Annotated in this window: 12 protein-coding genes and 1 tRNA gene; 2 read left to right on the top strand and 11 right to left on the bottom strand. The window is 66.5% G+C overall.

Going from position 1 to position 12200, the window contains the following annotated elements; translation table 11 throughout:
* Positions 1-13 precede the first annotated feature (13 nt).
* From ACLJPX_RS02175 to ACLJPX_RS02165, 3 genes are all read right to left on the bottom strand, one after another.
* On the bottom strand, positions 14-1642 hold the full coding sequence (locus ACLJPX_RS02175; RefSeq protein WP_410598461.1) for a GMC family oxidoreductase: 1629 nt from the start codon (positions 1640-1642) through the stop codon (positions 14-16).
* A 126-nt stretch (positions 1643-1768) separates the two neighbouring features.
* Positions 1769-2608, bottom strand: coding sequence for an LLM class F420-dependent oxidoreductase (locus ACLJPX_RS02170; protein WP_410598460.1), 840 nt, complete (start codon positions 2606-2608; stop codon positions 1769-1771).
* A 23-nt stretch (positions 2609-2631) separates the two neighbouring features.
* A complete protein-coding gene (locus ACLJPX_RS02165) occupies positions 2632-3816 on the bottom strand; it encodes an acyl-CoA dehydrogenase family protein (protein WP_410598459.1) in 1185 nt (394 codons plus the stop codon).
* A 101-nt stretch (positions 3817-3917) separates the two neighbouring features.
* On the opposite strand from ACLJPX_RS02165, the gene ACLJPX_RS02160 reads away from it, so the two are divergent.
* Positions 3918-4262, top strand: coding sequence for a hypothetical protein (locus ACLJPX_RS02160; protein ID WP_410598458.1), 345 nt, complete (start codon positions 3918-3920; stop codon positions 4260-4262).
* Between the two features lie 208 nt (positions 4263-4470).
* Here the strand turns inward: ACLJPX_RS02160 and ACLJPX_RS02155 are convergent, their stop codons facing one another.
* Both ACLJPX_RS02155 and ACLJPX_RS02150 read right to left on the bottom strand, forming a co-directional pair.
* Positions 4471-5118 (bottom strand): S1 family peptidase, encoded by a 648-nt coding sequence (locus tag ACLJPX_RS02155; RefSeq protein WP_410598457.1) that lies wholly within the window; start codon positions 5116-5118, stop codon positions 4471-4473.
* A gap of 78 nt (positions 5119-5196) precedes the next feature.
* Positions 5197-6219 carry an LLM class flavin-dependent oxidoreductase gene (locus tag ACLJPX_RS02150; protein ID WP_410598456.1) on the bottom strand — a complete coding sequence of 341 codons (1023 nt, stop codon included), beginning with the start codon at positions 6217-6219 and terminating at the stop codon, positions 5197-5199.
* A gap of 263 nt (positions 6220-6482) precedes the next feature.
* Here ACLJPX_RS02150 and ACLJPX_RS02145 point away from each other — a divergent pair.
* A tRNA-Leu gene (locus ACLJPX_RS02145) sits at positions 6483-6566 on the top strand.
* Here ACLJPX_RS02145 and ACLJPX_RS02140 read toward each other — a convergent pair.
* The 6 genes from ACLJPX_RS02140 to ACLJPX_RS02115 all read right to left on the bottom strand — a co-directional run bounded on the left by ACLJPX_RS02140 (position 6548) and on the right by ACLJPX_RS02115 (position 12110).
* Positions 6548-8305, bottom strand: a complete 1758-nt coding sequence (locus ACLJPX_RS02140; protein ID WP_410598455.1) for a recombinase family protein — start codon at positions 8303-8305, stop codon at positions 6548-6550. The two genes, ACLJPX_RS02145 and ACLJPX_RS02140, sit on opposite strands and share 19 nt — an antisense overlap.
* Positions 8306-8452: 147 nt before the next feature.
* Positions 8453-10582, bottom strand: a complete 2130-nt coding sequence (locus ACLJPX_RS02135; RefSeq protein WP_410598454.1) for a cell division protein FtsK — start codon at positions 10580-10582, stop codon at positions 8453-8455.
* The gene (locus tag ACLJPX_RS02130; RefSeq protein ID WP_410598453.1) at positions 10575-11276 is read right to left on the bottom strand and encodes a hypothetical protein; all 702 of its coding nucleotides are present in this window, start codon (positions 11274-11276) and stop codon (positions 10575-10577) included. The genes ACLJPX_RS02135 and ACLJPX_RS02130 overlap by 8 nt, the downstream gene beginning before the upstream one ends.
* Entirely contained in the window at positions 11273-11602 is a 330-nt protein-coding gene (locus tag ACLJPX_RS02125; protein WP_125684821.1) for a hypothetical protein, read from the bottom strand. Before ACLJPX_RS02125 ends, ACLJPX_RS02130 begins: the two co-directional genes overlap by 4 nt.
* Positions 11599-11934: a WhiB family transcriptional regulator gene (locus tag ACLJPX_RS02120; protein ID WP_410598452.1), complete on the bottom strand. Its 336-nt coding sequence runs from the start codon at positions 11932-11934 to the stop codon at positions 11599-11601. The genes ACLJPX_RS02125 and ACLJPX_RS02120 overlap by 4 nt, the downstream gene beginning before the upstream one ends.
* Positions 11910-12110, bottom strand: coding sequence for a helix-turn-helix domain-containing protein (locus ACLJPX_RS02115; protein WP_410598451.1), 201 nt, complete (start codon positions 12108-12110; stop codon positions 11910-11912). Before ACLJPX_RS02115 ends, ACLJPX_RS02120 begins: the two co-directional genes overlap by 25 nt.
* Between the last annotated feature and the right edge of the window lie 90 nt (positions 12111-12200).

Raw genomic sequence — 12200 nt, 5'->3', positions numbered from 1 at the left:
GGCCCTCTTTCCGTCAGTTGTCCGAGAGGACGAGCTGCGCGCCCATCTCGCCGATCATGATCGCGGGCGCGTTGGTGTTGCCGCCGGTGATCGACGGCATGATCGAGGCGTCGCAGACCCGCAGGCCTTCGACCCCGCGGACCTTGAGGTCGGGACCGACGACCGCGAGTTCGTCGACGCCCATCCGGCAGGTCCCGACGCCGTGGTACACCGAGGTCGCGCGATTCAGGATCGCGTCGCGCAACTCCTGGCCCCGCAACCCCTTGCCCGGGTGGAGCTCTTCCTTGATCGAGCCGTTGAACGCCCCCGAGGCGAAGATCTCGCGGACCATTTCCGACCCCTCACCGAGCACTTCGAGGTCGGCGGGGTCGGACAGGTATTGGAAGTCGATGAGCGGCGCCGCCGTGGGATCGGCCGAGGCGAGGCGCAGGGTTCCGCGGCTCCTCGGGTAGATCAGCGTGGTCAGCACGGTGAGCGCCGGCCGCTTGTCGACGTCGTGCCGGATCGGCGCGTCCTGGTTGGGCGTCACGTACGCCCACGGCAGGAGATGCAGCTGGAGGTCGGGGACCTCGGTGGCCTGGGACGTCTTGAGGAAGGCGACAGCCTCGAAGACCGAGTTCGCCAGGAACGTCGTGCCGGGCCGCATCAGTTCCTTGACGAGGCCGCTCGCGAAGTACGGCGGTGTGCCCTTGTTCCTGCTCGACGACGCGCGGAAGGTCAGCGCGTGGAACATGTGGTCGTGCAGGTTGTCGCCGACCGGCAGATCCGCGAGCACGTCGATGCCGTGCTCCCTCAGGTGTTCGGCGTGGCCGATCCCGGACAGCATCAGCAGCTGCGCGGAGCCGACGAAGCCCGCCGAGAGGATGACCTCCTTGCCGGCGCGCAGGGTGCGGCGGCTCCCGTCGGCGTCGACGACCTCGACGCCGATCGCGCGGCCGTTCTCGATGAGCACCTTCTTCGCCAGTACTCCGGACTGGACCTGCAGTGTCGCGGGCGCGAGGTGGTGGATGTAGCCGCGCGAGGCGCTGTAGCGCAGGCCGTCGGCGGCGTTCTGCTGCATCCGGCTGACGCCCTCTTGCGACTCGGCGTTGTAGTCGTCGAGGATCTCGCAGCCGATCGCTCCGGCGGTCGCCTCGAGGAACTGGAGCGTGCCCTCCTGCGGGATCTTGTTGCGGGTGACCCGGATCGGCCCGCCCGCGCCCCGGAACTCGCTCTCGCCGTCCTCGAAGTCCTCCATCCGCTTGTAGGCGGCGTTGACGCTGTCGGCGTCCCAGCCCTTGTTGCCCTCGGCCGCCCAGGAGTCGAAGTTGGCGCGGTTGCCGCGGACGTAAACCATCCCGTTGATGGAACTGGAGCCACCGACCACCTTGCCGCGCGGCACCGGCATCCGGCGATCGAGAACGTGTTTCTGTGGCACCGAGTAATAGCCCCAGTCGAAGGGCTTCTTGAGCTGGGGCACCGCGTGCATCGGGCCGACCAGTCCCGGCTTCTTGACGAGCAGCTTCTCGTCGCTCTTGCCCGCCTCGAGCACGATCACGCTGGCACCGGACTCCGCCAGCCTGCCCGCGATCGCGGCCCCCGAGCTACCCGATCCGACGACCACGTAGTCGGCTTCGTCGCCGCGCGGCGCCTTGTTCGCCATTTCCGCTCCTCGGTCCGCCCGCCGTCCAGAACTATAACCTGTTCTAGTTCCGTCACCGTATAGCGAGACCGGCCGGTTCCGCAACGCCCAGGGCGGCCCCTCCGCGAGGAGAAGCCGCCCAGGCCGTCAGCGCAGCGGTTCGAGCGCCTTCGCCAGCGGCTCCAGAACAGCGGGGGTGTGCGGCGGCGGCAGGTAGATGATCGCCAGGTCGAGCCCGGCCTCACCGAGGGCTTCGGCTTCCGCGGCGACCTTGGCGTAGTCACCGTCCGCGCCGAGGCGGACGTGCGAGGACAAGGTGATCTCGCCCGGGTCCCGGCCGATGTCCGCGCAGTGACGGTGCAGCACCTCGCGCTTGTGCGCGAACTCCTCCGGCGTGCCACCGACGAAATTCCAGTGCTGGGCGTACTTCGCGGCCGTGCGCAGGGTCCGCTTCTCGCCGCTGCCACCGATGCAGATGGGCGGATGCGGCTTCTGCACGCCCTTCGGTTCGCAGCGGGCGTCGGTCAGCTGGTAGTGCTCACCCTGGAACGTGGTGGTCTCCTGGGTCAGCAGCCCGACGAGGACCTCGCAGCCCTCCTCGAACCGGTCGCTCCGCGCTTTGATCGTGCCGAGCTCCATGCCGTACGCGCCGGATTCCTCTTCGTTCCAGCCCGCGCCGATCCCGATCTCCAGGCGGCCGCCGGAAACGATGTCGAGCGTCGCGGCCATGTTCGCGAGCAGCGCGGGGTGGCGGTAATGGATCCCGCTGACCAGCGTGCCCAGCCGGAGCCGTTTCGTGGCCTGTGCGAGCGCGGTGAGGGTCACCCACCCTTCCAGGCACGGACCGGTCGAATCCGAAAAAATGGGATAGAAGTGATCGAAGGTCCATCCGGATTCGAAGAGTTCGATCTCGTCCGCGGCCTGCCAAACGGCGAGCATGTCGGACCAAACGGTGTCCTGCGGTGAGGTTTTGATGGCGAATCGCATGATCTTGATCGTAAACCTGGAGTTCATCCAGGAGCGCCCGCTTTCTTCGCGGCCCGCACCAGGCCGCCGCCGATGATCAAGCGCTGGATCTCGCTGGTTCCTTCGTAAAGCCGCATAAGCCGGACATCGCGGTAAATACGCTCGACCGGCACCTCGCGCATATAGCCGCTGCCGCCGTGGACCTGCACCGCGAGATCCGCGGCCTTGCCCGCCATCTCGGTGCAGAACAGCTTCGCCGCCGACGGCGCGATCCGGCGATCCTCACCGGTCACGTAGAGCCGGGCGGCCTCACGGGCGAGCGCACGTCCGGCGAGGACGCCGGTCTGCTGGTCGGCGAGCATCGCCTGCACCAGCTGGAAATCCCCGATCGGCGTGCCGCCCTGGGTCGCCGTCGCCGCGTAGGAAACCGACTCGTCGAGCGCCCGCTGCGCGGCCCCGACGGCCAGACCCGCCATGTGGATCCGGCCGCGCGCCAGCGACGTCATCGCCGCCTTGTAGCCGACGTCGCCATCCCCGCCGACCAGCGCCTCCGGACCCACCCGGACCTGCGAGAACGTGACGTCCGCGGTCCGCGAACCCTCCTGCCCCATCTTCGCGTCCTTCGCGCCGACCTGGATCCCCGGCGCGTCGGCGGGTACGAGGAACACCGCGATCCCCGTCCCGGATTCGGACGCGGGCCGGACGCGGGCGAACACCACGAACAACCCGGCCTCGGTGGCGTTGGTGATGAACTGCTTGCCGCCGTCGAGGATCCAGCCGTCGCCGTCCGGCTTCGCGCTGGTCCGCAGTCCGGCCGGGTTGGAGCCGGCACCCGGCTCGGTGAGCGCGAAGGACGCCACGACGTCACCGGACGCGATGCCGGGCAGCCACCTGGCCTGCTGCTCCTCGGTGCCGAAACCGACCAGGACCTGCCCGGCGATGCCGTTGTTCGTGCCGAACATCGACCGCAGCGCCAGGGACGTGTACCCCAGCGCCATCGCCACCTCGACGTCCTGGACCAGGTCGAGCCCGAGGCCGCCCCACTCCTGCGGGATCGCGTAGCCGAACAGCCCCATCTCCGCGGCCTGCGCCCGCAGGTCGGCCGGGATCGCGTCTGTGTTCATGATCTCGAGCTCACGAGGCATCACGCGGGTGCGCACGAAGTCGTTGATCTGGCCGAGGACGTCCGCGAAGACGTCGTCAGGGACGTCGGGGTTGCCGGTGTACATGCCCCTCACTATCGATCACCGGCGTGGATCGGTCCACTCCCTCGGGTGGACCTGGCCGGGAGATCTATCGGAGAACTTGATCATCGCCCTACCGTCGTCTCATGCGCACCCGTACCGCTTTTCTCGCCGTCGCCAGTGCCGTCGCCCTGTGTTTTTCGATTCCGGCGGTGGCCTCCGCGGCCGAAGGGGAATTCACCTACCGTTACTACGACGCGGACGAAGAGATCCAGATCGGCATCCTGGTCGATCCTCCCAGCGGCGAATGCATCGAAATCCCGGAAATAGCCGACTGGGACGTCGACGCGTTCCGTCCGCGCAACGACACCGATTCACGGGCAGCGGTGTTCCTGGACGACGACTGCAAGAGCGACTCCTACTTTTCGCTGCGCCCCCACGGTGGCCGTGGTTCCGACAGGCTCCTTCTGCGCTCGGTGATCTTCAGCTAGCCGAGTACTCGCTGGCCTATCCGGAGCCAGACCGGATCGCCCTGACCTCACAACCCGCGACCGAGACCTCCTTGCTGGCACAGGGTTACGCGCGGGCCGCAAACCGAGCTGGACGAGGGTGTCGGCTACCGGCGGATCCAGCCGCGGTCGCTTATCTCGCCCGATTCGCGCGGCACTCCCCTCCCCCGTATCCGCGGATCCTGCCGTTCTAGGTCCCGGCGAGGATCGTCAGCCGGTAGGCGGACAGGACACGGTTAACCGGGAGGAAGTAGGTGGAGCCGCCGGAAGAGCAGTTGCCGCTGCCGCCGATCAGCACCCCCTGCGCCTGCGTCCCGCTGACGAACGGCCCGCCGTTGTCGCCGGGCTCGGCGCAGACGGAGGTGCGGGTCAAACCGGTCAAAGTACCTTCGGGGAAGGTGATCGACACGTTCTTCGCCAGGATGGTCCCGCACCGCCAGCCGGTGGTCGACCCGTACTTGCACACCGAGGCGCCGACCGGCGCCTCGACCGCGCCGCCGATCGTCACCCGGCTGTCGACGGGCGGGATCGACGCGACCAGCCGCCAGTCGGTCGTATTGGTCACGCGGATGACGATCGCGCCGGTCGGCGGGATCTGGGCAGCCGCGACCACCCCGACCACGCGACCCGCGCTGCGGATGGTGTCGCCGGGCCTGCCGCAAGCGGAACTCGCGATCAGGTAGCCGACGTTGCCCGAGACCGCGGCGAACCCGGCGGTACACCGGGACGAAGCGCCGGATTGCAGCACGCTCCCGCCACCGAGCGGGGCGGGAGCGGCTGCTTGCGCCGTGGGCGGCAAAGCGAGGCAGAAGGCCAGAACCAGGCCGAGCAGTCTCATGTGACCCTCCGGTGGCCAGGGGATGCCCTGATCCTAATCAGGCCCGGCACCCCTGCCCATCGGCCGAATCGCGCATTCTCAGCGCCAGCCGAGCTCCGGCGCCACGTGCGTGAGGATGCTCTCGAGCACGTGCGCGTTGTACTCGACCCCGAGCTGGTTCGGGATGGTCAGCAGCAGGGTGTCCGCGGCCTGGATCGCCTCGTCGGCCTTGAGTTCGCGCACCAGCTCATCCGGCTCGGCGGCATAGGAACGCCCGAAGATCGCCCTGGTCGTCTCGTCGATCATGCCGACCTGGTCACGCGATTCGCGGTCGCGGCCGAAGTAGGCACGGTCGCGGTCGTCGGTCAGCGCGAAAATGCTGCGGCTGACCGACACCCGCGGCTCGTGGGCGTGACCGGCTTCCTTCCAAGCCTCGCGGTAGGCCTCGATCTGCTTGCGCTGCTGAACGTGCAGCGGCTCACCCGTCTCGTCGTCCTTGAGCGTGGAGCTCTGCAGGTTCATGCCCAGCTTCGCCGCCCACACACCGGTCGCGTTGGAGCTGGAACCCCACCAGATGCGCTCGCGCAACCCCTCGGAGTACGGCTCGAGCCGAAGCAGCCCGGGCGGATTCGCGAACATCGGGCGCGGATTCGGCTGCGCGAAGCCCTCCCCGTCAAGCAGCTTCAGGAGGACCTCGGTGCGCTGCCGGGCCATGTCCGCGGCCGTCTCCCCCTCCGCCGGCCCGTACCCGAAGTACCGCCACCCGTCGATCACCTGCTCCGGGGATCCCCGGCTGACTCCGAGCTGGAGCCTGCCGCCGGAAATGAGGTCGGCGGCGCCCGCCTCCTCGGCCATGTACATCGGGTTCTCGTACCGCATGTCGATCACGCCGGTACCGATCTCGATCTTCGAGGTCCGGGCACCGATCGCCGAAAGCAACGGGAACGGACTCCCGGCCTGCCGCGCGAAGTGATGTACGCGGAAGTACGCGCCATCCACGCCGAGCTCCTCGGCTGCGACGGCCAGGTCGATCGACTGATGTAGGAAGTCGGCGGCGGACCGGGTCTCGGAGTGCGCGCTCGCCGACCAGTGGCCGAACGAGAGGAAACCAATCTTCTTCACGGACGTGTAAGCGCTGAGTGACCGGGTTTGATTCCCTCGGTATCGACGGCTCACTCCCATCGACTGTCACTCCAGGTTACCTACTGCTCACATCTCGCATTTATGTCTACTGACCTGCGGACTCACACGCGATGGCCACCCAGGACGGAGTCGAGAATCTGCCGGACGGTAACCAATCATGATCTCAAGGTGCGTCTCCGTGACGATACGGACCCCCCTGATTCGGACCTCTCCGGTGACGTATAGTCTCTTCTCATCAGCAAGTCCGAGTGGCGGAATGGCAGACGCGCTAGCTTGAGGTGCTAGTGTCCTTAACGGACGTGGGGGTTCAAGTCCCCCCTCGGACACACGCATTAACCCTACGGGGTGGGCGGATGGTCACATCGACCGTCCGCTCTTTTGCGTTATAGACCATCTCCAGGCCGATCTCGCCGTAGAGCTCCTGAAGTCTCCCTGGACTCGCGTTCCCGACCTGCCTTCCCAGCTCACCGAACGCATCGACCATCGCTTCGAGTTCGGCTCTGCCGATCGACTCTTCAACCGGAGCACGCGCCAAGTCCTCTTCAGCAGCGTCGCGCTCCTCCTTCGCCCGGTTCAACGGTTCGATCAGGGCTCCAGGATCCGCACCCGCTTCGATCGCCTCCTGAAGTCTTGCGAGTCGCGTCTTGGCATGCGAGAGCCGCCGTCGCGCTTCCTCGGATCGCTCCGGATTCACAGCCACCTCCCCCGCCACCCCGAGCATCGCAAGCACCGTCTTCTTCCGTTGCTCTGGAGAGAAGACCTGGCTGATGTACCCGTTGACCGGCTCGATGACGGCGGCCTCAGGCATGTAAACGTTCTTCGGGTGATCCGCGAGAGCCGACGAGCCTGGTACGAGTGTCCGCGCCGCGCACCGGTAGTAGATCCGGCTCTCGCGGGGCGTCCCCTCCATCTTGCGCAGACAGTGCCCACACCGAACCCGGCCACGGAACGCGTACACCCACTTCGTGGGCCGCGGTCCGCGCTCCAGCTTCCGGCGAGCAGCCAGGCCGCCCGCCGCCCGTGACCTCCTGAGCAACTGGACTTCAGTGAAATCCTCGACCGAGACGATCTTGGGATGCGCCGGCTTACGCGAACGCACGACACGATCCGGTGCCGCCCTCCGGAACCTGGTCACGTTGCCCGCAGCGACATCATCCGGGTTCAACAGCATCTCTTGCCGGGACCATCGCCCGAAGAACGCGTATCCCGTGTACCGGGGGTTCTCCAGGATCGACCGAATCGTGCTTCCTTGCCAGCCGTCAGCGAGTCGATGACGGTTCTGATCCGGCCGCCGCGCGGAGGGACACGGCACGCCATCGCGATTGAGCCCGTTCGCGATCGCCCGATCCCCCTTGCCATTCAAATACTCCTCGAAGATTCGACGAACAACGTCAGCCGACTCGTCCGGCACCAACACTCGCAACCGAAAGCCTTCAGCTGCCTTCCTCGGGTTCGGGTGCGGACCGGCATCGGTCACGACGTATCCGTACGGCGCTCGCCCGCCCTGATGGCGCCCTTCGTTGAGCACCTGGGCGTCCATCGCCGCCCTCACACGAGCCTGAACGTGCTGTCGCTCCGACTCGCTCATCCCTCCGAGCACGCTCATGAGCATCTTGTGTGAAGGGTTCCGCGGGTCGAACCTCCCACCCAATTCAGGAACCCACAGTTCGACCCCGTAGGCAGCGAATCGGGGTGCGATCAGAGAGAACTGGTTACCGAACCAGCACCGCGTTCCCTCACCGACCACAACCGCGTTCCAACTGCGCCGCGGCTCCTTCAGCTCGGCGAGTAGCCGCGAAGCCTCCCGTCGTCGTTCCCACGGCACCGAGCGCGACTGCCCGATGTCGAAGAACTCGGCCGCTATGTGACCGCCCATCGGCTCGACGAACTTTCGAGCGTTACCGAGCTGCCAGCCAAGAGACGTCTCCGGGTCCTGGTTGTCCTCGGTCGAACATCGACCGTAGAACGCGACAGCGCCGATCCCGTCGTCGACCGGCTCAACAGCCTGGACTCCCAAGATCTCGTCCAGTGTCGCCCACGGATCATTGATGAAATCAGCCGCCATGCTCGGCCCCCTCTGTCCGGTCCAGCAATTGAACCTCGCTCAGCTCGATCAAGATCGCCAGAAGAACACGAGCAACGGCTGGCGTCACTTCGAGCATCTCACCTGGCAGAGTTACCTTAACTGGCTCTACACTCGAAGGGCTTGCGCTCATGCACGGCTGCCCTCGTCGCCGTTACCATATCGCCTGGTCAGCTCATCTATTGCACTCTTGATTTCAGCTGTTAGATACCCGCGGACCTGCCGCATCTCGCCGCTTTCGGTCGTGATCCGATCCCGCGTCGGCCGACATCCCGCCTCGCTCATCTGCTGCGCGAGCGTCATCCGGTCGATCTTCAGCGCGTCCAAAAGCTCCGCAGTCGGCACGAAGTCGCGACCCTCCGGACCAAGGTCGTCGCCGAAGTAGTCGACGATCGATGCGAACGGTTCAGGCAACTCGCCAACCGCGTCACCTGCGCCACTTGCACCGATCTCCTTGACTACCGCAGCGTGGTCGAGCACTGGCGTCACGTCCTGGCCAGCGGCGTGCCCGGTCAACGTTCCGGCTGCTTCACGCAGCGCCCGTCCCTGCTCGCAGATCGTCCGCCAGTCCTCGTTCGGCATGTAATAGGTCCGGACGGTCATTGCGAGCACATCGGCGCCGGCAGCAGTGTCACCGTCCGGGCGCAGGATGCCCACGCCCTTGTGCGACGGCAGCAGACGAGACGAATCGAACCCGCGCGTGTTCATCTGCTCGCCGAGCACGATGTTCGAGTCACGCCAATCCATCACTCGGAGCGCGAACCGCGAGCCAAGCACCGCGCGTAGGCCGGACGGAATCGTCTTCGAGTCCGGCCGCTGTGTCGCCAGTACGAGCACGATCCCGGCAGCTGGCCCCTTCTTCGCCAACCACGTCAGCAGCTCGCCGACGTACTCGCCCGCCGTCAGTCTCTTCCCCTGCACCTCAATAGATGTGCGGTCCTCAAGCGGGACTTGGACCTCGTCGATGAAGATCGCCGTAATCGGCATGTCCAGCGCCTTGTCGCGAGACATCTCCGGCGTGACCTTCGACTCCGGGCACGTCAGGTCATCGAGATCCCGCATCCGCCGAAATCTCGCCTGAACCTCTGCGACCAGCTCGGCGAGCCAGCCGATGAGGGCCAGGACATGCTCGGATTCGTCGCCCGCCATGAACCGATGCGCGACCTTGCCGGCCGAGTCCCAGTCCTTGCCCGCCTTGAAGTCCGCGACGTATAGCCGTACCCACGCGTCCAGGATGAGTCCAGAAGCAGCGAGCCTGGCAGCGAAGGTCTTGCCCTGCCGCGGAATCGCGCCCACGAGCAACGACGTCCACACCAGAGGGAGATCGATCCGTCGATCCCGAGCGTCTCGCCCGAAGGGAACCGGACGCCACGCATCCCACTGGGCCGCCCCTAGTAGCGGCGTCCGTAGCGGTGGCGACGCGTACGGGTCTTCGTCGGCAACCCACATCGAGACACGGCCAGCGTGACCACCGTTGCCTCGGACGCGTTCCACGATGAGCTGCACCTCATCGACCGCCAAGGCGGACGCGAGTGCGTCCCGGTTCTTCACGACATCCGCGGCCTTGCGGGTGGCGGGAAGGTCGACTGTGACGGCCCAGCCATCACCGACCCGCGTTGCCCGCTCGACGAGCCTCAGCGACTCGTCCTTGCCGATGAGCTTTGCATCCCGAAACGCGTCCACCAGCACCTGCGGGTCCATCGTCCACGTCAGCGTGCGCGGACCAGCGAGCGCAGGTTTCCGCCCCGGACTCCCGTCCTTACGTCGACCGAGAATCGCCAAGGCGACCGATGTACCAGCCCCCGCGATCCACAGTGGATCGGCGCCGTACAGGAGATCCACCATCGCGACCGCCAGAGCGACGACGACGAGCACCAAGCCCGTGACTTTCCAGCGGAACAGCGTTAGCCCGCGAATCTCAGTGAACTTGTCCGCCAGCTTCTCGGACTCCTCCGCAGCAGCCCGGTAGTCCCGCACCGTCACCCAGCCACGCCACCACCGCACACCGACCACCACCCCGCGGACAACCGCCCCGAGGAAGCGCACCGGTGACATGACCAGCCAGACAACCGTGTCCTTCGCGGCCTGAACCGCTTGCGGTTTGCTCTTGAGCCAAAACGGCACGCGTTGCGAGTGCAGCCACCACATCACCAGCCGGTTGCGACGTGTGCGGCGACGTGGTTGCGGCAATGTGTCATCGATCAGCTCGCCGTCCAGCACTGGATCTGCCTTCACTGGCAGTCCGCCTGGCTCAGTCATCGGCCACCTCCGCGCGCAACGCACGCGCCAACCGCGGCGACAACCCGCGCGAACATCCGGTCGCCTGCCGGATCCACGCCGGCGTGACGTCGACATCGGGTGTCCAGCGTCGCCGAGCGTCGGCCAGGTAATCGGCAAACAACTTCCGGCGCCCGGCGTTCATGGGCTCGCCCTGAACACCTCGCCGTTCACCAGCAGCCACGATGGCAGCATCGGTCAGCTTGTCGCGCAGATCAGTGATCGCCTCGACCGCGGCAAAGACGACCAGCGGAGGAACCGAGTGCAGGACGATCGCCGCTGGATCTCCATTCGCATAAGACGTCCACGTGTTCATGACGTAGGTAGCGGCGAGCGTGAACCACTTCGCCCGCCGAACCCATCCACCGGTGCGAACCTGGTACCGGGCAGTCACCTGCTCCGCGCGAAGGATCGCTAGCAGTACGAGAGACACCGTCGGATCCAGGACCCACGCAGCCAGCCACGGCAGCGACCACGGCCGGGTCCCAGCCGAGGCGAAGGTCTGAACGTTCGTCATCGTGAAGGCCAGCCCGAGCACAATCCCCGTCCAGCACATCCAGTCGACCTGCCGACGTACCCGTTCTATCCGGAGCGCCACAACGTCCGGATCGGTCTCGTACGCCCGTACCTCTGCGGCCTCGGCCGCGTCCTGGGCCAGCTGTTGCGCTCGTGTCATCGGCGACCACCCCGCTTCGAGGTGTCGACGGTCGTCACGGTCATAGCGCGAGTCAGCGCATGAGATGCGAACAGCGCGGGTAGTCCGAGTACCGCGAGCCGCAGCCACGTGCTGCTCGGATGCGAGATGACAACCCACTGAACAGCCACGATCAACCCAGCGTTGAAAAGAACGCGGCCAGCCAAGGAGACCAGGCGCGCACCGCTGCGCGTCTTCTCTGCCGCGGCTTTCGCCCGGCGAGCGCCGGCCCGCCAAACCCAGAACAGCACGACCAGCACGCCGACTCCGGCGAGTATCTGCGTTGGCGTCAAGGTGAGGCCGTTCATCGCGCACCTCGCTCGATCCGTTCACCGCGTCGAAGCCAGTGCGGATGAAGCTCCCGACGATCGTCGTCGGTCATCCCGCCCCAGACGCCGGCTGTCTCCGTCCCGGCAGTGCGCAACTCCAGTTCCAGACACTCGTCCCGGACCGGACATCCTCCGCACAGTCGGTCGGCGAGCTGCTGATCGGTCTGCGCCAGCGGCGGTTCGCCCTCCGCCGATGGCCACATGCAGACCCCTTCGCTAGTAACGATGGCGGTTAGGACGTCCGAGGGGATCCACCGCAGGCGGTCCAGCCGCCACGCGATCCCGATCAGCCGGAGGTCATCGGCGTGCATGCCGCACCTCCGTCCTGCTTCGTGGTGCCGAGCAGCCGAACGAGTTCGGTCGACGACACCCGCAGACCGGACCGCGAGCGAATCGCCCTCAGCTGTCCGGTACGGATCGCCCGGCTCACAGCCGAGCGCGGAACACCCAGAATCCAGGCGGCCTGCTGAATGGTGTGGAAAGTCATTTGCGAGTTCATAAGAAAGACCAATCTGATGATTTCAAGACTATGCTGTTGATTTCAGCGCTTCAAATGGCGCGTTCGTCCGACGCGCCG

Origin of the sequence: Amycolatopsis sp. lyj-90, assembly GCF_046549035.1 — a bacterium.
Classification (GTDB): domain Bacteria; phylum Actinomycetota; class Actinomycetes; order Mycobacteriales; family Pseudonocardiaceae; genus Amycolatopsis.
The sequence above is the reverse complement of the archived record's forward strand: the minus strand, read 5'-3'. Positions and strand labels throughout refer to the sequence as shown.

What these genes read in the sequence shown, in the direction of transcription:
- ACLJPX_RS02160 (WP_410598458.1), top strand. Translation starts at nt 3,918, where the DNA reads ATGCGCACCCGTACCGCTTTTCTCGCCGTCGCCAGTGCCGTCGCCCTG.
- ACLJPX_RS02170 (WP_410598460.1), bottom strand. Translation starts at nt 2,608, where the DNA reads ATGCGATTCGCCATCAAAACCTCACCGCAGGACACCGTTTGGTCCGAC.
- ACLJPX_RS02140 (WP_410598455.1), bottom strand. Translation starts at nt 8,305, where the DNA reads ATGGCGGCTGATTTCATCAATGATCCGTGGGCGACACTGGACGAGATC.
- ACLJPX_RS02155 (WP_410598457.1), bottom strand. Translation starts at nt 5,118, where the DNA reads ATGAGACTGCTCGGCCTGGTTCTGGCCTTCTGCCTCGCTTTGCCGCCC.
- ACLJPX_RS02135 (WP_410598454.1), bottom strand. Translation starts at nt 10,582, where the DNA reads ATGACTGAGCCAGGCGGACTGCCAGTGAAGGCAGATCCAGTGCTGGAC.
- ACLJPX_RS02175 (WP_410598461.1), bottom strand. Translation starts at nt 1,642, where the DNA reads ATGGCGAACAAGGCGCCGCGCGGCGACGAAGCCGACTACGTGGTCGTC.
- ACLJPX_RS02165 (WP_410598459.1), bottom strand. Translation starts at nt 3,816, where the DNA reads ATGTACACCGGCAACCCCGACGTCCCTGACGACGTCTTCGCGGACGTC.
- ACLJPX_RS02120 (WP_410598452.1), bottom strand. Translation starts at nt 11,934, where the DNA reads ATGCACGCCGATGACCTCCGGCTGATCGGGATCGCGTGGCGGCTGGAC.
- ACLJPX_RS02115 (WP_410598451.1), bottom strand. Translation starts at nt 12,110, where the DNA reads ATGACTTTCCACACCATTCAGCAGGCCGCCTGGATTCTGGGTGTTCCG.
- ACLJPX_RS02130 (WP_410598453.1), bottom strand. Translation starts at nt 11,276, where the DNA reads ATGACACGAGCGCAACAGCTGGCCCAGGACGCGGCCGAGGCCGCAGAG.
- ACLJPX_RS02125 (WP_125684821.1), bottom strand. Translation starts at nt 11,602, where the DNA reads ATGAACGGCCTCACCTTGACGCCAACGCAGATACTCGCCGGAGTCGGC.